At 53.6% G+C, this 18,906-nt stretch carries 16 protein-coding genes and 1 pseudogene; 12 read left to right on the top strand and 5 right to left on the bottom strand.

Annotated elements, in window-relative coordinates:
- Positions 1-13 precede the first annotated feature (13 nt).
- Positions 14-559: a replication initiation negative regulator SeqA gene (gene seqA, locus AL479_RS16495; RefSeq protein WP_061076844.1), complete on the bottom strand. Its 546-nt coding sequence runs from the start codon at positions 557-559 to the stop codon at positions 14-16.
- Between the two features lie 190 nt (positions 560-749).
- Between seqA and ybfF the strand changes: the two genes are divergently transcribed.
- The 8 genes and pseudogenes from ybfF (at position 750) to tcuC (ending at position 8,384) form a co-directional block, all read left to right on the top strand.
- A complete protein-coding gene (ybfF, locus tag AL479_RS16490) occupies positions 750-1,523 on the top strand; it encodes an esterase (RefSeq protein ID WP_061077995.1) in 774 nt (257 codons plus the stop codon).
- A gap of 128 nt (positions 1,524-1,651) precedes the next feature.
- Positions 1,652-1,945, top strand: coding sequence for a LexA regulated protein (ybfE, locus tag AL479_RS16485; protein ID WP_044326665.1), 294 nt, complete (start codon positions 1,652-1,654; stop codon positions 1,943-1,945).
- A 149-nt stretch (positions 1,946-2,094) separates the two neighbouring features.
- Positions 2,095-2,625: a flavodoxin FldA gene (fldA, locus tag AL479_RS16480; protein WP_003022839.1), complete on the top strand. Its 531-nt coding sequence runs from the start codon at positions 2,095-2,097 to the stop codon at positions 2,623-2,625.
- 280 nt (positions 2,626-2,905) lie between these two features.
- Positions 2,906-3,352 (top strand): ferric iron uptake transcriptional regulator, encoded by a 447-nt coding sequence (fur, locus tag AL479_RS16475; RefSeq protein ID WP_046477500.1) that lies wholly within the window; start codon positions 2,906-2,908, stop codon positions 3,350-3,352.
- A 130-nt stretch (positions 3,353-3,482) separates the two neighbouring features.
- A pseudogene (gene tcuR / locus AL479_RS16470) lies at positions 3,483-4,407 on the top strand (tricarballylate utilization LysR family transcriptional regulator TcuR).
- A gap of 97 nt (positions 4,408-4,504) precedes the next feature.
- Positions 4,505-5,908, top strand: coding sequence for an FAD-dependent tricarballylate dehydrogenase TcuA (tcuA, locus tag AL479_RS16465; protein ID WP_061076843.1), 1,404 nt, complete (start codon positions 4,505-4,507; stop codon positions 5,906-5,908).
- Positions 5,895-7,034: a tricarballylate utilization 4Fe-4S protein TcuB gene (gene tcuB, locus AL479_RS16460; RefSeq protein ID WP_061076842.1), complete on the top strand. Its 1,140-nt coding sequence runs from the start codon at positions 5,895-5,897 to the stop codon at positions 7,032-7,034. The genes tcuA and tcuB overlap by 14 nt, the downstream gene beginning before the upstream one ends.
- A gap of 54 nt (positions 7,035-7,088) precedes the next feature.
- Positions 7,089-8,384, top strand: a complete 1,296-nt coding sequence (gene tcuC / locus AL479_RS16455) for a tricarballylate/proton symporter TcuC (RefSeq protein WP_061076841.1) — start codon at positions 7,089-7,091, stop codon at positions 8,382-8,384.
- A gap of 52 nt (positions 8,385-8,436) precedes the next feature.
- Here the strand turns inward: tcuC and chiQ are convergent, their stop codons facing one another.
- The 4 genes from chiQ to nagE form a co-directional block, all read right to left on the bottom strand.
- On the bottom strand, positions 8,437-8,769 hold the full coding sequence (gene chiQ, locus AL479_RS16450; RefSeq protein ID WP_044256579.1) for a ChiQ/YbfN family lipoprotein: 333 nt from the start codon (positions 8,767-8,769) through the stop codon (positions 8,437-8,439).
- Positions 8,770-8,818: 49 nt separating this feature from the next.
- A complete protein-coding gene (gene chiP / locus AL479_RS16445) occupies positions 8,819-10,225 on the bottom strand; it encodes a chitoporin ChiP (protein WP_061076840.1) in 1,407 nt (468 codons plus the stop codon).
- A 437-nt stretch (positions 10,226-10,662) separates the two neighbouring features.
- Complete coding sequence (gene glnS / locus AL479_RS16440) at positions 10,663-12,330, bottom strand: glutamine--tRNA ligase (RefSeq protein WP_061076839.1); 1,668 nt, start codon at positions 12,328-12,330, stop codon at positions 10,663-10,665.
- A 188-nt stretch (positions 12,331-12,518) separates the two neighbouring features.
- Entirely contained in the window at positions 12,519-14,534 is a 2,016-nt protein-coding gene (gene nagE, locus AL479_RS16435) for an N-acetylglucosamine-specific PTS transporter subunit IIBC (protein WP_061076838.1), read from the bottom strand.
- A gap of 326 nt (positions 14,535-14,860) precedes the next feature.
- Between nagE and nagB the strand changes: the two genes are divergently transcribed.
- Genes nagB through nagD form a run of 4 tightly spaced genes read left to right on the top strand, consistent with a single transcriptional unit; the run spans position 14,861 to position 18,897 of the window.
- Positions 14,861-15,661, top strand: coding sequence for a glucosamine-6-phosphate deaminase (gene nagB, locus AL479_RS16425; RefSeq protein WP_043001402.1), 801 nt, complete (start codon positions 14,861-14,863; stop codon positions 15,659-15,661).
- A 59-nt stretch (positions 15,662-15,720) separates the two neighbouring features.
- Entirely contained in the window at positions 15,721-16,869 is a 1,149-nt protein-coding gene (gene nagA, locus AL479_RS16420; RefSeq protein WP_061076837.1) for an N-acetylglucosamine-6-phosphate deacetylase, read from the top strand.
- A gap of 8 nt (positions 16,870-16,877) precedes the next feature.
- A complete protein-coding gene (nagC, locus tag AL479_RS16415) occupies positions 16,878-18,098 on the top strand; it encodes a DNA-binding transcriptional regulator NagC (RefSeq protein ID WP_043001404.1) in 1,221 nt (406 codons plus the stop codon).
- Positions 18,099-18,144: 46 nt separating this feature from the next.
- Positions 18,145-18,897, top strand: a complete 753-nt coding sequence (gene nagD / locus AL479_RS16410) for a ribonucleotide monophosphatase NagD (RefSeq protein ID WP_042320681.1) — start codon at positions 18,145-18,147, stop codon at positions 18,895-18,897.
- The last annotated feature ends 9 nt before the right edge of the window (positions 18,898-18,906 follow it).

The raw sequence follows: 18,906 nt of genomic DNA, 5'->3' as shown, positions 1-18,906 counted from the left end.
TTCTCTGCATGGATTAAATTGTTCCGCAAACCTTTTCAATCAATTCCGCCGGGAATTGCATTGACTGCATGATGTGCTCAATCATGCTGCATTTACGGCCGGTGTTGGTGTTGGTGATCACCCAATACGGCGTGCCGGGCACGTGTTTGGGTTTGGTCTGGTTACCGTTTTTCAGTAGCGTCTGTTCATCAGCCGCGAAGTAGACACGCGTACGGCCATGCAACGATTCCGTTGCCTCAGCAAACGCGTGTTGATCCAGTGTATAGAGTGTAGTCAGCACCAGCATAAAGCGGTTAACGGCCTTCTTCTGTTCGGCATATTCATCGGACAGAAGCAGTTCACGCATAGCGCGCACTTTATCTTTGACAAGATTGACGGGTTTCGCCTCGGCAACAACCGGCTGCGCGACGCGAACCTCTTTTGTCACTGGCGTGACGGGCTGTGATGCGGCGGAAAACTTCAACATACGCCGTAAAATCTCGGATGCGCTCTCGCCGATATGCTTCGTGTGGCTGGCAATATAGCTGTAGAGTTCATCATCAACTTCAATCGTTTTCATCTTAATCCAGTGCGGTGTCTTATCTGATCTGAAATACAAATCGTTGGGAGTATAGGGGCAAATCCCAACAGCGAATAGCGTCAAACCCGGCTGAACAAAAAACTCGGAGAAAACCGAAGTGGTTGCAGCCCAGTGGCAGAATGGTCAACATAATACCCTAACCCGACAGAGCGAAAAAAAGAACTTTGCCATGAAATTGAATATCCGAGCGCAATCCGCACAAAACCTGCACAATAATTATCCCATCGTACTGGTTCACGGTTTATTTGGCAGCCTGGACAATCTGGGCGTGCTGGCTCGTGACCTGGTGAACGACCATGACATCATTCAGGTCGATATGCGTAATCACGGCCTTTCTCCGCGCGACCCGGTGATGAACTACCCGGCAATGGCGCAGGATCTGTTAGATACGCTGAATGCGCAACACATCGAAAAAGCCACCTTTATTGGTCATTCGATGGGGGGAAAAGCGGTGATGGCGCTCAGCGCGCTGGCCCCGGAACGCATCGCCCGTTTAGTGGCGATCGATATTGCCCCGGTGGATTACCACGTCCGTCGCCATGACGAAATTTTCACCGCCATCAACGCGGTGACGGCATCGCCGGCAAAGACCCGTCAGCAGGCGGCTGCAATCATGCGCGAACATCTTAATGAAGAAGGTGTGATTCAGTTTTTGCTGAAATCGTTCGTTGACGGCGAATGGCGCTTCAACGTGCCGGTGCTGTGGGAGCAGTATCCGCATATCGTCGGCTGGGAGACAATACCGGCCTGGGATCATCCGGCACTGTTTATTCCCGGCGGCAACTCCCCTTATGTCACCGAAGCATATCGCGCCGATTTACTGGCGCAGTTCCCGCAGGCGCGTGCGCACGTCATTGCCGGAGCCGGTCACTGGGTGCATGCCGAAAAACCGGAGGCGGTGCTGCGCGCCATCCGTCGTTATCTTAATGAAACGGCTAACTGATTAAAAACTCAGCGTCCGTGCGCGATTACGCGTGCGAACGTTGGCGCGCCTCATTCGCTGATGTATGATGGCGCGCTATCCATCCGGGCAGAGGCCTGGCTGATTGTTTCCCCGAAGTCACCAATATCATGGCCAAAGAACAAACGGACCGTACGACACTAGATCTGTTCGCGCACGAGCGTCGCCCGGGACGACCGAAAACCAATCCGCTTTCGCGCGATGAACAGCTGCGCATTAATAAGCGTAATCAACTCAAACGCGACAAAGTTCGCGGTCTTAAGCGTGTCGAACTCAAACTCAACGCGGAAGCGGTTGATGCGTTGAATGAGCTGGCGGAATCCCGAGAGATGAGCCGCAGTGAACTGATCGAAGAGATATTGATGGCCCAACTGGCGGCACTACGCGGCCAGGATCTTGCCTGAAATCATCCCATTTCCCACTTTCATGTAGCATGGAGTGCACTCGTATGCGTTTGCTATTTCCGCATACCTGACTGTTCTGCTATGATTGCCCTTATCTGTGGGCAATTCGCCACCACCATTTCAATAAGTTTCAAGAGGTTACTTTACTCATGGCAATCACTGGCATCTTTTTCGGCAGCGACACCGGGAACACCGAAAATATCGCAAAAATGATTCAAAAACAGCTTGGTAAAGACGTTGCCGATGTGCATGACATTGCAAAAAGCAGCAAAGAAGATCTCGAAGGCTACGACATTCTGCTGCTTGGCATTCCAACCTGGTACTACGGTGAAGCGCAGTGCGACTGGGATGACTTCTTCCCTACCCTCGAAGACATTGATTTTAACGGCAAACTGGTCGCACTGTTCGGCTGCGGCGATCAGGAAGATTATGCAGAATACTTCTGCGACGCGTTAGGCACGATCCGCGATATCATTGAGCCGCGCGGTGCAACTATCGTGGGTCACTGGCCGACCGCAGGCTATCATTTTGAAGCCTCCAAAGGTCTGGCGGATGACGACCATTTTGTCGGTCTGGCGATTGACGAAGACCGTCAGCCGGAACTGACCGCCGAGCGCGTGGAAAAATGGGTGAAGCAGATTTCTGAAGAACTGCACCTCGACGAGATCATCAACGCCTGATGTACGGCGGCGCAGACAATGTTTGCGCCGCATCAATAGACAGAACCAATCAAAATAATTGCTACAAATTTGTAACTTTCTTGCCCATCCCTGTACAATGTGCGGGAGTTTTTAGGTGGCGCTCTCATTTCCAGGCAATACCGACTATTTATTAACATTTGCCAGAGGCTTGCAGTTTTCATTTAGACACGGCAGTCCTATAATGAAACGCATTATCTCGAGTGCAATTTCTGTCACTTCTTGTATGAAGTGAATCGTTTAGCAACAGGACAGATTCCGCATGACTGACAACAATACCGCATTAAAGAAGGCTGGCCTGAAAGTAACGCTTCCTCGTTTAAAGATTCTGGAAGTTCTTCAGGAACCGGAAAACCATCACGTCAGTGCGGAAGATTTATATAAACGACTGATCGACATGGGTGAAGAAATTGGTCTGGCGACCGTGTATCGCGTGCTGAACCAGTTTGATGACGCCGGGATCGTAACCCGCCACAATTTTGAAGGCGGCAAATCCGTTTTTGAGCTGACCCAGCAGCATCATCACGATCACCTTATTTGCCTCGATTGCGGCAAAGTGATCGAATTCAGTGATGATTCTATTGAAGCACGCCAGCGTGAGATCGCAGCAAAACATGGCATTCGTCTGACGAACCATAGCCTTTATCTGTACGGCCACTGCGCTGAAGGCGATTGCCGCGAAGACGAACACGCGCACGACGCGAAATAATTTGCACTATTCTGAAAAGCCAACCTGTCGGTTGGCTTTTTTTATGCGCGCCATTCGCCACTCTGCGCTTTCTTCTGACAGCATGTTGCTTTAATGTAAAATCTCCCCCTGCCTTGTCCGGAGAATCGAAATGGAACTTCGCCAGCTACGTTATTTTGTCCGTATTGTGGAAACCGGCAGTATGGGCAGCGCGGCGCTCGATCTCGACATCGGCGTCTCCGCGCTCAGCCAGCAGATGACGCGGCTGGAAAACGAACTCGCCATTCGTCTGTTGCAGCGAACCTCGCGTGGCGTAACGCCAACCCGCCGGTCTGGCCTTTTACTCGCAGGCACAGCTGGCGTTGCGTCATGCTGATGATGCTATTCTGGCCGCGCGCGATGCGCGTCTGTCCGGACACGTCAGCGTCGGTATGGCCCCCAGCACGGCCTCCGTCCTGGGAATGCCGTTTATTCATGCCATGCGGGAACATTACGCCGACGTTCGCCTGCATGTGGTGGAAAGCCTGTCGGGTAATCTGGAACGGATGATCAACACCCGTCAGATTGATCTGGCCGTTGTTTTTCAGAAAGAGAAGATCCTGCGCTGGAGCGCCAGGCCGGTTCTCGAAGAGCGACTTTTTCTGATTGGCACGCATGACCTGCTGGCGGCGATTCCGGATGACACCATAACCCCTGCTCAACTGGCGAATATTCCCCTGATCATGCCAAGCCTGGGCCACGGACTGCGCGGCCGACTGGAGGCCATTTGTCAGGAACACGGACTGAAGGTGGATATCGCCACGGAAATTGATGGCCTGACGTTACTGATGCGCGCCGTTCGCAGCGGACTTGGCGCCACGTTGCAACCAGGTGCTGCCATTTCGCATCTTGAGAGGGAAGCGCTGAGAGTGATTGGCGTCCATAATCCCATACTCAGCCGCCCTAATTTTCTGGTCAGTCTGTCTGACGATGAACTCACCCCCGCCGGTCTTGCAGCCCGCGTGATACTCACAAAAGTGATGCGTGAACTTGTGGAAACCGGCAGTTGGCCGGGTGCGACCCTTTACGCTCACTAAACAGGTCTTTAGCTTCCCGCCATAGCGCCCATACAACCTGTACGTATACATTTCAATTACAAATTTAACAAATAGTTAAATGGTAATGGAGTAGACGATGGTTGATGTACTGGTGATTGGCGGTGGTAATGCCGCGTTATGTGCCGCCTTAACCGCCCGTGAGGCAGGAGCTTCCGTGTTGCTGTTAGAGGCCGCGCCCCGGGAATGGCGCGGCGGCAACTCCCAACACACGCGCAATTTACGCTGTATGCACGATGCGCCACAGGATGTGCTGGTTGAGAGTTATCCCGAAGAGGAGTTCTGGCAGGATCTCTGGCGTGTCACCGAAGGCAATACCAATGAAGCGTTGGCGCGCCTGGTGATCCGTACCTCTTCACAGTGTCGCGACTGGATGCGCCAGCATGGTGTCAATTTTCAGCCCCCACTCTCTGGTGCGCTGCACGTCGCGCGTACCAATGCCTTTTTCATGGGCGGCGGTAAAGCCCTCGTGAACGCTTATTACCGCAGCGCAGAAAAGCTGGGGGTACAGATTCGCTACAACACGCCGGTGCAGGCGCTTGAATTGCATCATGGCGATTTCGTCGCAGCCCTGGCAGGTCACGAGCGCATTGAGGCAAAAGCCTGCGTACTCGCCGCCGGTGGATTTGAATCCAATCGCGAATGGCTGCGTGACGCCTGGGGAGAGAACGCACGCGGCGAATGGCCAGCCGATAACTTCCTCATTCGCGGCACCCGCTTTAATCAGGGCGTCTTGCTCAAATTTATGATCGACGCCGGGGCTGACATCATCGGCGATCCATCCCAGTCCCACTGTGTGGCGATTGATGCCCGGGCCCCGCTGTATGATGGCGGCATTTGCACGCGCGTGGATTGCGTCTCACTTGGCGTGGTAGTCAACCGGGATGCGGAACGCTTTTACGATGAAGGCGAAGATTTCTGGCCGAAACGTTATGCCATCTGGGGGCGTCTGGTTGCCCACCAGCCAGGGCAGATTGGCTACTCCATCATCGACAGCAAAGCGATCGGCCACTTTATGCCGCCAGTTTTCCCCGGCGCACAGGCCAATACGCTGGATGAACTGGCCCGCCAGCTAGGGCTGGATCCCGAACGCTTTACCCATACCGTGGAGCACTACAACCAGTCCTGTCAGCCGGGTCAGTTTGATCACACGACGCTGGACGACTGCGCAACGCTGGGCCTGACGCCACCGAAAACCCACTGGGCGCGCCCCATTGATACACCTCCCTACTACGGCTATGCCCTGCGACCAGGGATCACCTTTACCTATCTGGGACTGAAAGTGAATGAACATGCTGCGGTCCATTTTGCAGGCGTCCCCAGCCGTAACCTGTTCGTTGCCGGTGAGATGATGGCAGGCAACGTACTGGGCAAGGGCTATACCGCCGGTGTCGGCATGTCCATCGGCACCACGTTTGGTCGCATCGCAGGTAAAGAAGCCGCGCAGGCAGCACGTAAGGAGGCGCATCATGAAGCAGCTTGAAAAACTGATCATCGAAGCCAAAATCCTCACCGAGCCAGAGGCTGAAGTCGAGCGGGTGATGCAGGTGTGTAACGCCTGTCGCTATTGCGAAGGGTTTTGCGCCGTGTTCCCGGCGATGACTCAACGACTGGAATTTGGCAAAGCCGACATTAATTATCTGGCAAACCTGTGCCATAACTGCGGCGCCTGCCTGCACGCCTGCCAGTATGCACCGCCGCATGAGTTTGCGATCAACGTACCGAAAGCGATGGCGGAAGTGCGTCTGGAAACGTATCAACACTACGCACAACCGGCGGCCTTCGGGGCGCTGTATCGCCGGGCTGGCGTCACCGTGACGCTGGCGCTGGTCTTTGGTCTGATCCTCTTTTTACTCCTCGCGATGGGGCTGAAGGGATCGCTGCTCCACCCGCCGTTGGCCGGTGATTTCTACCAAATTTTCCCGCACAACCTGCTGGCATGGATGTTTGGCTCGGTTTTCATGCTGGCGATCGGTTTACTGATGGCAGGGGTGATCCGCTTCTGGCGCGAGATCTCTCCCGTCGGGCCGCGTCCGGCGGAAATAGCCGAAGCCTCACACAATGTGCTGACGCTGAAATACCTCGACGGTGGACATGGCAAAGGCTGCAACGACGCGGACGATGCTTTCACGTTGATGCGTCGTCGTTTCCACCATTTCACCTTCTACGGCTTTATGCTCTGTTTCGCCGCGACCGTGGTGGCGACCGGTTATCACTATTTCGCCGGATGGGAAGCCCCCTACCCGTTCTTCAGCGCGCCGGTCATGCTTGGCACGCTCGGAGGAATCGGTTTAATTGTCGGCCCGACAGGCCTGCTGTGGTTAAACCTTAAGCGCTCGCCACTGCATGGCGACGCGCGACAGAAACCGATGGATCGCGGCTTTATTTTACTGCTGCTCCTGACCAGCCTGACCGGTTTAGGTCTGCTGGCGGGAAGAGACACCTCATGGATGGGGATCCTGCTTGCCCTCCATCTTGGCGTGGTCATGGCACTTTTTTTGACCATCCCATACGGAAAATTTGCCCACGGATTTTACCGCTGCGCGTCTTTACTCAAATGGGCGATTGAGAAGCGACGTGGAAAACAGGCGGGGGTCGCAGGCGACTGACCCGCACACTCTTACCTCTATACATAATTATGATAAGACAGTGGAGCAACCTCAATGACTCAACAACCATCGCGCGCCGGCACGTTCGGCGCAATACTGCGTGTGACCAGCGGTAATTTTCTCGAACAGTTCGATTTTTTTCTGTTTGGTTTTTACGCCACCTATATTGCAAAGACGTTTTTTCCCGCCGAAAGTGAGTTCGCTGGCCTCATGCTGACCTTTGCCGTTTTTGGCTCCGGTTTTTTAATGCGCCCCATTGGGGCAGTTGTACTGGGGGCGTATATTGACCGGATTGGCCGACGGAAGGGGTTGATGGTCACCCTGGCGATTATGGGTTGCGGCACGCTGCTCATCGCCCTCGTTCCGGGTTATCAGACTATCGGCCTGCTGGCTCCCGTGCTGGTCCTGGTGGGACGTCTGCTACAGGGATTTTCTGCCGGCGTCGAACTGGGTGGCGTCTCTGTTTATCTTTCTGAGATCGCCACGCCAGGCAATAAAGGCTTTTACACCAGTTGGCAATCGGCCAGCCAGCAGGTGGCGATCGTGGTCGCCGCGCTGATCGGTTACGGTCTGAATGCCACGCTGGGACACGATGAAATCTCCGAATGGGGTTGGCGAATCCCGTTCTTCATTGGCTGTATGATTATTCCGCTGATTTTTGTTCTTCGACGTTCGCTACAGGAAACGGAAGCCTTTTTACAACGTAAACACCGCCCCGACACCCGGGAAATTTTTACCACCATTGCTAAAAACTGGCGCATTATCACCGCGGGTACCCTGCTGGTGGCGATGACGACCACGACCTTTTATTTTATTACCGTTTATACCCCCACTTACGGGAGAACGGTGTTGAACCTGAGCGCGCGTGACAGCCTGGTAGTCACCATGCTGGTGGGGATTTCTAACTTCATCTGGCTGCCGATTGGCGGCGCCATCTCTGACCGGATCGGGCGTCGTCCGGTGCTGATGGGCATCACCTTGCTCGCCCTCATCACTACCTGGCCGGTCATGAACTGGCTTACCGCTGCACCCGACTTCACCCGCATGACGCTGGTGCTGCTCTGGTTCTCGTTCTTCTTCGGCATGTACAACGGCGCGATGGTAGCCGCACTAACCGAAGTGATGCCGGTGTATGTCCGAACCGTGGGTTTTTCACTGGCCTTTAGTCTCGCCACGGCAATTTTCGGCGGCCTGACGCCAGCCATCTCTACCGCATTGGTCCAGTTGACCGGCGATAAGAGTTCTCCGGGGTGGTGGCTCATGTGCGCTGCGCTGTGCGGGCTCGCCGCGACGGCAATGCTGTTTGTTCGTCTCAGCCGTGGTTATCAGACGGCTGATAATAAGCTCTGAAACGCAAACGGGCGGAGATCTCTCTCCGCCCGCTTTATGTGGTCTCTGACGCTTACTTCGCCGTATTGTTACTGCGAATTTCCTGCCAGATCTTATCGCAATCGGCTTTCACAGCCTGATCGTTACCGGTACGTGTCGCCTGAATACACTGCTGATAATCCAGCACGCGAACACTTTCCTGATTCGCAAACTGTTGATGCTGCTTTTCTTTTTTCAGCACATCCAGCACGCTCTGGCAGGCTTCGATTTTTTCTGGCGATCCCTGTGCCGTGTTGATACAGGCGCTATATGCCTCTTTCAACCGGCTGTCTTCTTTCGGGGCCGTTGACGGTGCGCAGGCCACCAGTCCCGAGGCCATTACGGCGATGAGTATCAGTTTTTTCATAGCAGGGTCCTCAACGATGCGGCAGGCACAAGGCCTGCCGCTGATGGCATTAGAAGATGGTGAACGGTGCAATCACAATGAACTTCACGTCGCGCTCATCCTGGAAGATGTTGCCGTAACCGCCGCCCCAGCTCGGGATGTTGGAGTGGTTGTCATATTCGGTGAAGTGCAGTTTAAACATGGTGCCTTTCGCACGACCGTCCTGCAGGGTGTAGACCGCATCCAGGCTGTATGAAGACTCTTCGATGGTACGGTTTTTGTCGTAGTACGCATCCGGGCTGCTCTGCCAGGTAGACGGTTTCGCGTCCCAGGCATACACATAGGAAGCCCCGACGGCCCAGCCCGGCAGGTTCCAGTTCTTCAGGTCATACATCGCGCCAAAGAAGACCGCTTTTTCGCCGTTGGCGTTGAAGTCTGAACGGTTATCCCACCAGATATCCAGACGACCGTTGGACGACGCATAGGTTGGCGTCATACGTTGCAGGAAGAACCCTTGCTGCCCTTCAGCCTTAACCCAGGTTCCTTCCAGACGCAGGTCAACCACTTCCGCCACTTTGTAGCCGAAGGTCAACGCCTGCAACCAGGCGGTTCCGTCATAGATATCGCTGGCGCTGCGGTCATCGACTTTGTCACGCGCACCGTAGAACTGGTAGCTGGTGGAGAACGGATTGCCACCTAAATCAAACTTGTAGCTGGCTTTGGCGAAGTACTGATCGACATAGCCTTCGGACTGACCAAATGCAGCTTCCAGCACCAGGTCATTTTTGAAATCATATTTTGCGCCGACAGAATGGAGATAATCGACTTTGGTCTTTTTATCGCCCTGGTAGAATTTATCAACCTCAGTGTGCCATGGCGCTTTATATTCGTTGGCCCACATATAGGAGAAGCTCAGTGCGCCCGCATCGCCGTAGTCAAAGTTTGCGCCAGCTTCGGCACCCTGATAGGTACCCGGCATAAAGCTCCAGTGCGGCGCTAACAGCGTCTGACCGGTAGGCTGAATATAACCGGCACGTGCCCAGGCTGGACCGTATTTGAATTTCGCGGCGGCCTTGTACAGACTGATTCCGCTCTTATCGCCGGAGTAGTCTTCATCGTAGCCTTTGTTCTTTTTCGAGAAAGCGATTTCGTTTGGATGGCCGCTGTCGCCGTTTTCTGCCATTTCAATCGCAGTAAACGCCGCCACATCGAGACCGAACATATCTGCTGCATAGCCGGACTGGAAATCCAGGTTGGCGTTCCAGGTCGCGTGAGAAAGGTTGGTTTTGTATTTATCTCCGTCGGTGACATCTTTACGGTCGCGCTCGCGCTGCCAGTAATAAATGCCGCCCGTCAGGGTTGAATCATCAATAAAACCTTCGGCCTGTGCCTGCGGAACAACGACCAGACCCGACAGTGCTGTGATACCGGCGATAGCCAACGCCAGCGCACTACGTTTGCCACTAAACGTACGCATATGTTAATCCTCTTTGACGTATAAATTGCTGTTGCCAAAGGCGAAACAGCGAAAAAATAAAAAAGTAAAAGTAGCATTGAGAAAAACCTCACTGACTACAGTGATAGACTATTTTTCGCGACGCGAATTATCAATACCTTTCTGTAACGAGAATGTAAGAGTATGAGCAACCGCACATATTTCATCGCTTCCTGTTACATTTTATTCATCCATCAACAAATGCCATAAAAGATGTAAATTCTCTTTGTTTTCCAGAAAGATGAACGCGGTTTCATGCCATTATCTGTTTTTTGCGCACGTTATCGATAACAGACGGTTGTTAATGACATTATTTTTTGAATGGGGATTAATTCGCTTCGCAAAGCGAGATATTTCGTTAAACAGAAGATGAAAAAAACGCCGCAGAATGCGGCGTTTGAAGAGGTCGTTGCGGCAGCTTATTCGCCGACTTTCGCCCAGGTGTCACGCAGGCCAACGGTGCGGTTAAACACCAGTTTCTCTGCGCTGGCGTAACGGCTGTCCAGACAGAAGTAACCTTCGCGCTCAAACTGGAACGCTTTCCCTGCTACCGCGGCTTTCAATGATGGCTCTGCAAAGCCCTGTTTGATCACCAGCGATTCCGGGTTCATCACGGACAGGAAATCTTCCGCCGCGCCAGGATTCGGTACGCTGAACAGACGATCGTAGAGGCGAATTTCAACTGGCAGCGCGTGTGCGGCGCTAACCCAGTGGATCACGCCTTTCACTTTGCGGCCATCAGCCGGATCTTTGCTCAGGGTATCCGCATCATAGGTACAGAAGATGGTGGTGATAGTGCCTTCCGCATCTTTTTCCACGCGTTCTGCTTTCACCACGTAGGCGTTACGCAGACGCACTTCTTTACCCATCACCAGACGCTTGTACTGCTTATTGGCTTCTTCGCGGAAGTCAGCGCGGTCGATCCAGATTTCACCGCTGAACGGAACCTCACGCGTGCCCATTTCCGGTTTGTTCGGATGGTTAGGCATGGTGACCATTTCGCTTTCGCCCTGCGGGTAGTTCTCGATAACCAGTTTTACCGGATCGATCACCGCCATCGCACGCGGGGCGTTTTCGTTCAGATCTTCGCGGATACAGGATTCCAGCGACGCCATTTCGATCGTATTGTCCTGCTTGGTCACGCCAATGCGTTTGCAGAATTCACGGATCGCCGCGGCGGTATAGCCGCGACGACGCAGACCGGAGATCGTCGGCATACGCGGATCGTCCCAGCCTTCAACGTGCTTATCAGCCACCAGCAGGTTCAGCTTACGCTTGGACATCACCGTGTATTCCAGATTCAGGCGCGAGAATTCATACTGGCGCGGGTGAACCGGAATGGAAATGTTATCCAGCACCCAGTCGTACAGACGACGGTTGTCCTGGAACTCCAGGGTACACAGAGAGTGCGTAATGCCTTCCAGCGCATCGCTGATGCAGTGGGTGAAGTCGTACATCGGGTAGATGCACCACTTGTTGCCGGTCTGATGGTGCTCGGCAAATTTAATACGGTACAGAACCGGATCGCGCATCACGATAAACGGCGACGCCATGTCAATCTTCGCACGCAGGCAGGCTTTACCTTCTTCAAAACCGCCGGTACGCATTTTTTCGAACAGAGCGAGGTTTTCCTCGATACTGCGATCGCGGAACGGACTGTTTTTGCCAGGCTGAGTCAGCGTGCCACGGTATTCGCGGATCTGCTCCGGCGTCAGCTCATCGACATACGCCAGACCTTTGTTGATCAGTTCAACCGCGTAGGCGTGCAGTTGATCAAAGTAATCTGAGGAGTAGCGGACGTTGCCAGCCCAGTGAAAACCTAACCACTCAACGTCGTTTTTGATCGAATCAACGTACTCGATATCTTCTTTTACCGGGTTGGTGTCATCGAAACGCAGGTTGCACTGGCCCTGGTAGTCTTGCGCGATACCAAAGTTCAGGCAGATGGATTTCGCGTGGCCAATGTGCAGATAGCCATTTGGCTCCGGCGGAAAACGGGTATGGATCGTGGTGTGCTTACCACTGGCCAGATCTTCATCGATGATCTGACGAATAAAGTTACTCGGGCGGGCTTCAGCCTCACTCATCGTGGATTCCTCAAAGCGTAAACAACGTATAACGGCATATGATCTTATAAGCCGGACTGACTGACAACCTTTAGTTACTGAAAAAGTGGCGTTGAAGAAAAATAGGCGGGAATTTGCTGCAAAAAAAAGCGGCGGAGGTTTCCCCCGCCGCTTCATGTTACCGGATGGCGTCTTATGCCTTACCCGGCCTACCCTTTAATTTCATACAGTGGCGTTTGACCGGCAACCACGTGACCGTCGGCTTTAATCACCAGGCCGCTGAAGTCGTCGATGTTGCTGCACACCACCGGACTGATCATCGAGCGCGCGTTCGCGTTCAGGTAATCCAGATCCATTTCCAGAATCGGCTGACCCGCTGTCACTTCCGCGCCCTCTTCTACCAGACGTTTGAAGCCCTGGCCGTTCAGCGCGACGGTATCGATACCCATGTGGACAACGATTTCCGCGCCTTTCTCGGTTTCCAGGCAGAACGCATGATTGGTGTTGAAGATTTTCACGATGGTGCCCGCTGCCGGAGAAACCACGGTTTTATCCGTTGGTTTTACCGCAACGCCATCACCGACCGCTTTGCTGGCGAACGCTTCGTCAGGCACCTGATCCAGCGCAACCACATCACCGGTCACTGGCGATACCAGTTCAGCAATGGTCACCGCATTCGGTACAGCCTGCGGTTTTGCCGTCGTCTGGGCAGCAGGCGCTGCAGAGGCTTCAGCCGCCGCAACCGGACCGGTTGTTTTCATTGCGTTGGCGATTTTCTCAGCCACGAAGCCGACGATAATCTGCACGCTGGTTTTGTTCAGACGAATCACACCAGAAGCCCCCAGGCGTTTCGCCAGGCCTTCATTCACCAGCGACGAGTCTTTTACGCTCAGGCGCAGACGGGTGATGCAGGCGTCAATACCAGTGAGGTTATCAGAACCGCCGATGGCGGCGATGTACTGACGCGCCAGAGCAGAAACGTCCTGCTCTTTATCGCTGCTCACGTTGAGGTCCTGACCATCCGCTTCGCTGCCAGCCACGGCCAGTTCACGACCCGGAGTCATCAGGTTGAACTTGGTGATAACGAAACGGAACACCACGTAGTAGATGGCAAAGAACACCAGACCCTGCGGGATCAGCATCCACCACTGGGTCGCCAGCGGGTTACGGGAAGAAAGCACCATATCCACCAGACCCGCACTGAAGCCGAAGCCGGCAATCCAATGCATGCTCGCCGCGATGAATACGGAGATCCCGGTCAGGACGGCGTGAATCACATACAGAACCGGCGCAACGAACATGAAGGAGAATTCCAGCGGTTCAGTGATACCGGTAAAGAATGCCGCAAACGCACCAGCCATCATGATACCCAGCACTTTGGCCTTGTTCTCAGGACGCGCGCAGTGGTAGATGGCCAGCGCCGCACCCGGCAGACCAAACATCATGATTGGGAAGAAGCCCGCCTGATAACGACCGGTAATCCCGACAACCGCTTTACCCGATTCAATAGACTGGGCGCCGCCGAGGAAGTTAGGAATGTCGTTAATGCCCGCAACGTCGAACCAGAATACGGAGTTCAGCGCGTGATGCAGACCCACCGGAATCAACAGACGGTTAAAGAAGGCGTAGATACCCGCACCGGTTGAGCCCAGTTTTTGAATGTGTTCACCGAAGTTAACCAGACCGTCGAAAATCACCGGCCAGATGTACATCATGATGAACGCCACAATGATCATCACAAAAGAGGTGAGGATCGGCACCAGACGGCGACCGCTGAAGAAGGAGAGCGCTTTCGGCAGTTCGACGCTGCTAAAGCGGTTGTACAGTTCAGCGGAGATAATACCGACAAGGATACCCACGAACTGGTTGCTGATCTTACCGAAAGCGGCAGGAACCTGGTCAGCAGGGATCTTCTGAATCATGGAAACCGCAGCCGGAGAACAGAGCGTGGTCAGCACCAGGAAGCCCACAAAACCGGTCAGCGCCGCAGCACCGTCTTTATCTTTAGACATACCGTAAGCCACACCGATAGCAAACAGTACGGACATGTTATCGATAATGGCGGAACCGGACTTAATGAAGAACGCCGCAAGGGCGTTGTCTCCACCCCAACCTACCGGGTCGATCCAATAGCCGACCCCCATCAATATTGCCGCCGCAGGCAGCGTGGCGACCGGCACCATTAGCGCACGGCCTACCTTTTGCAGATAACCTAGAATACTCACTTTCTTCCCCCTTTGAGACCCCGTTAAGGCTCGCTTTAAGCTGTGTTTTTATTTTGTCACTAACTTATTGAAATTCAGTTGTTGCTTTACTGGCATTGTGAGTGTGTAAAAATTTAATTCGTACCGCAAATTAAAAGCGTGTTTTTTGTGAGTTTAGTCACCAAATATCGTTATATTCACTCCCTTTTACTGGCTATGTGGGAAAACTTATTTTATCATTCAAAAAATCAAGACAGATTGATCCAACTGATGCATGCCAGGTTACGCTTTACCATGCACCTATGCACAATCCGTCAACGGCTTACATTTACTTTCTGAGGTGAAGAATGAGACTGATTCCCCTGACTTCCGCTGAACAGGTCGGCAAATGGGCTGCACGCCATATCGTTAATCGCATTAATGCGTTCAAACCGACAGCCGATCGTCCGTTTGTGCTGGGTCTGCCGACAGGCGGCACGCCGCTGACAGCGTATAAAGCCTTAGTCGAAATGCACAAAGCGGGCCAGGTTAGCTTCAAACACGTCGTGACGTTCAATATGGACGAATATGTCGGCTTGCCAAAAGAGCATCCGGAAAGCTACTACAGCTTTATGCATCGCAATTTCTTTGACCATGTTGATATTCCAGCAGAAAACATCAACCTGCTCAACGGCAACGCGCCGGACATCGACGCCGAATGCCGTCAGTATGAAGAAAAGATCCGTTCCTACGGTAAAATCCACCTGTTCATGGGTGGTGTCGGTAATGATGGTCATATCGCCTTTAATGAACCGGCTTCGTCGCTGGCTTCTCGTACCCGTATCAAAACCCTGACGCATGACACCCGTGTGGCAAACTCCCGTTTCTTTGACGGCGACGTGGATCAGGTACCGAAGTACGCGCTGACCGTTGGCGTGGGTACCCTGCTGGACGCTGAAGAAGTGATGATTCTGGTGCTGGGTTCGCAGAAAGCGCAGGCACTGCAGGCTGCGGTAGAAGGCAATGTGAACCACATGTGGACCATCAGCTGTCTGCAACTGCATCCGAAAGCGGTTGTGGTGTGCGATGAGCCGTCCACAATGGAACTGAAAGTTAAGACACTGAAATATTTCAACGAGTTAGAAGCCGAAAATATCAAAGGTCTGTAATGTAGTCTCCGCCCTGTTTTATGTTCAGGGCGGCATATTTTTTGAAATCGGGGGTCGGAATGTATGCTTTAACCCAGGGCCGGATCTTCACCGGTCACGAAATTCTTGATGACCATGCGATTGTTGTCGCCAATGGCCTGATTGACCGCGTTTGTCCTGTGGCAGAACTGCCGCCAGAGATCGAACAACGTTCAGTGAACGGGGCCATTCTTTCCCCCGGCTTTATCGATGTCCAGCTCAACGGCTGCGGCGGCGTGCAGTTTAACGACACGGCGGAAGCCGTCACCGTTGAAACGCTGGAGATCATGCAGAAGGCCAACGAGAAATCGGGCTGCACCAACTACCTGCCGACGCTGATTACCACCAGTGACGATCTCATGAAGCAAGGCATTCGCGTGATGCGTGAATACCTGGCGAAACATCCGAATCAGGCGCTGGGTCTGCACCTGGAAGGCCCATGGCTGAACCTGGTGAAAAAAGGGACGCACAATCCGAGCTTTGTCCGTCAGCCTGACGCTGCGCTGGTCGATTTCCTGTGCGATAATGCCGACGTAATCACCAAAGTAACGCTGGCGCCGGAAATGGTCCCTACAGAAGTGATCAGCAAGCTGGCGAACGCCGGGATTGTGGTTTCTGCCGGTCACTCAAACGCCACGCTGAAAGAAGCGAAAGCCGGATTCCGCGCAGGTATCACCTTTGCCACACATTTGTTCAACGCGATGCCTTATATCACCGGACGCGAACCGGGCCTGGCAGGTGCGATTCTGGATGAAGCTGATATCTATTGCGGCGTGATTGCCGACGGCCTGCACGTCGATTATGCCAACATCCGCAACGCTAAACGGCTGAAAGGCGACAAACTGTGCCTGGTGACGGATGCGACCGCGCCCGCAGGGGCAAATATTGAACAGTTCATTTTTGCTGGTAAAACAATATACTACCGCAATGGACTTTGTGTAGATGAGAACGGGACGCTGAGCGGTTCATCATTAACCATGATTGAAGGCGTGCGTAACCTGGTTGAACATTGCGGCATTGCACTCGACGAAGTGCTGCGCATGGCGACCCTCTACCCTGCGCGCGCCATTGGTGTTGAGAAACACCTCGGCAGCATCGCGGCGGGTAAAGTGGCGAACCTCACCGCTTTCACACACGACTTTAAAATCATCAAGACCATCGTTAATGGTAACGAGGTCGTTACTGAGTAAGAGAAAGTATGACACCAGGCGGACAAGCTCAAATAGGTAATGTTGATCTCGTAAAACAGCTTAACAGCGCGGCCGTTTACCGCCTGATTGACCAGCATGGGCCAATCTCGCGGATCCAGATTGCCGAGCAAAGCCAGCTTGCCCCCGCCAGCGTAACCAAAATTACGCGTCAACTGATTGAACGCGGACTGATCAAAGAAGTTGATCAGCAGGCCTCCACCGGAGGCCGCCGCGCTATCTCTATCGTCACCGAAACCCGCAGTTTTCACGCCATTGGCGTGCGTCTTGGCCGCCACGACGCAACCATCACCCTGTTTGACCTGAGCAGCAAAGTGCTGGCGGAAGAACACTATCCTCTGCCCGAACGCACGCAGGAAACGCTGGAACACGCGCTGCTCAACGCTATTACCGCTTTTATTGACAGCAATCAGCGCAAAATCCGCGAGCTCATCGCCATTTCCGTGATCCTGCCGGGGCTTGTCGATCCGGAAAGCGGCAAGATCCACTATATGCCGCATATTCAGGTGGAGAACTGGGGACTGGTTGAGGCGCTGGAAAAACGGTTCCTCGTCACCTGTTTTGTTGGCCACGATATCCGCAGTCTGGCGCTGGCAGAGCACTACTTTGGTGCAAGCCAGGATTGCGAAGACTCCATTCTGGTGCGCGTCCACCGCGGAACGGGCGCCGGAATTATCTCTAACGGGCGAATTTTTATTGGTCGTAACGGCAACGTTGGCGAGATTGGCCACATCCAGGTTGAACCACTCGGCGAGCGCTGCCACTGCGGCAACTTTGGCTGTCTGGAAACCATTGCCGCGAACGCGGCGATTGAACATCGCGTCCTCAATCTACTCAAGCAAGGCTACCAGAGCCGCGTTCCGCTGGAAGACTGCACAATCAAAACCATCTGCAAGGCAGCAAATAAGGGCGACAGCCTGGCTTCTGAGGTGATCGAGCATGTCGGGCGTCATCTGGGCAAAACCATTGCGATCGCCATCAACCTGTTTAATCCGCAAAAAGTCGTGATTGCCGGTGAGATCACCGAAGCCGATAAAGTGCTGTTACCCGCCATTGAAAGCTGCATTAATACGCAGGCGCTGAAGGCGTTTCGCACGAATTTACCGGTGGTGCGTTCCACGCTGGATCACCGCTCGGCCATCGGTGCGTTTGCGCTGGTAAAACGCGCTATGCTCAACGGTATTTTGCTCCAGCATTTGCTGGAAAACTGATGCGCTCTTATAGTATCGGATTATTAACACATCTCCTGGGTAGTTCATGACCATTAAGAATGTCATTTGTGATATCGACGGCGTGCTGATGCACGACAACGTCGCCGTACCGGGTGCGGCGGAATTTTTGACTGGCGTAATGGAAAAAGGCCTGCCGCTGGTGCTGTTGACCAATTACCCGTCGCAGACCGGCCAGGATCTGGCGAACCGTTTCGCGACGGCTGGCGTCAATGTGCCGGACAGCGTGTTTTATACCTCGGCAATGGCAACCGCCGATTTCCTGCGTCGTCAGGAAGGGAAAAAGGCATATGTTGTCGGCGAAGGCGCACTGATCCACGAATTGTATAAAGCCGGTTTCACCATTACCGATGTAAACCCGGATTTCGTTATCGTTGGCGAGACCCGTTCCTACAACTGGGACATGATGCACAAAGCGGCTTACTTTGTGGCAAACGGCGCACGCTTTATCGCTACCAACCCGGATACCCACGGCCGCGGGTTTTATCCGGCCTGTGGCGCGCTCTGTGCTGGTATCGAAAAAATCTCTGGTCGTAAACCGTTCTACGTCGGCAAACCGAGTCCGTGGATTATCCGTGCGGCATTAAACAAAATGCAGGCGCACTCGGAAGAGACGGTGATCGTCGGCGATAACCTGCGCACCGATATTCTCGCCGGCTTCCAGGCGGGGCTCGAAACCATTCTGGTACTCTCCGGCGTTTCCACGCTGGATGACATCGACAGTATGCCGTTCCGCCCAAGCTGGATTTATCCCTCCGTCGCCGAAATCGACGTTATTTAACCCAGACCA

The organism is Citrobacter amalonaticus (genome assembly GCF_001559075.2).
Taxonomy (GTDB): domain Bacteria; phylum Pseudomonadota; class Gammaproteobacteria; order Enterobacterales; family Enterobacteriaceae; genus Citrobacter_A; species Citrobacter_A amalonaticus_F.
Note: the sequence above shows the minus strand (reverse complement) of the source record. Positions and strands in the feature narration are given on the sequence as shown.

Bases quoted from the DNA above. Each gene is read 5' to 3' on its own strand.
- nagD (WP_042320681.1), top strand. From the start codon at position 18,145: ATGACCATTAAGAATGTCATTTGTGATATCGACGGCGTGCTGATGCAC.
- nagA (WP_061076837.1), top strand. From the start codon at position 15,721: ATGTATGCTTTAACCCAGGGCCGGATCTTCACCGGTCACGAAATTCTT.
- nagC (WP_043001404.1), top strand. From the start codon at position 16,878: ATGACACCAGGCGGACAAGCTCAAATAGGTAATGTTGATCTCGTAAAA.
- tcuC (WP_061076841.1), top strand. From the start codon at position 7,089: ATGACTCAACAACCATCGCGCGCCGGCACGTTCGGCGCAATACTGCGT.
- fldA (WP_003022839.1), top strand. From the start codon at position 2,095: ATGGCAATCACTGGCATCTTTTTCGGCAGCGACACCGGGAACACCGAA.
- tcuB (WP_061076842.1), top strand. From the start codon at position 5,895: ATGAAGCAGCTTGAAAAACTGATCATCGAAGCCAAAATCCTCACCGAG.
- seqA (WP_061076844.1), bottom strand. From the start codon at position 559: ATGAAAACGATTGAAGTTGATGATGAACTCTACAGCTATATTGCCAGC.
- glnS (WP_061076839.1), bottom strand. From the start codon at position 12,330: ATGAGTGAGGCTGAAGCCCGCCCGAGTAACTTTATTCGTCAGATCATC.
- ybfE (WP_044326665.1), top strand. From the start codon at position 1,652: ATGGCCAAAGAACAAACGGACCGTACGACACTAGATCTGTTCGCGCAC.
- chiQ (WP_044256579.1), bottom strand. From the start codon at position 8,769: ATGAAAAAACTGATACTCATCGCCGTAATGGCCTCGGGACTGGTGGCC.
- nagB (WP_043001402.1), top strand. From the start codon at position 14,861: ATGAGACTGATTCCCCTGACTTCCGCTGAACAGGTCGGCAAATGGGCT.
- tcuA (WP_061076843.1), top strand. From the start codon at position 4,505: ATGGTTGATGTACTGGTGATTGGCGGTGGTAATGCCGCGTTATGTGCC.
- ybfF (WP_061077995.1), top strand. From the start codon at position 750: ATGAAATTGAATATCCGAGCGCAATCCGCACAAAACCTGCACAATAAT.
- chiP (WP_061076840.1), bottom strand. From the start codon at position 10,225: ATGCGTACGTTTAGTGGCAAACGTAGTGCGCTGGCGTTGGCTATCGCC.
- fur (WP_046477500.1), top strand. From the start codon at position 2,906: ATGACTGACAACAATACCGCATTAAAGAAGGCTGGCCTGAAAGTAACG.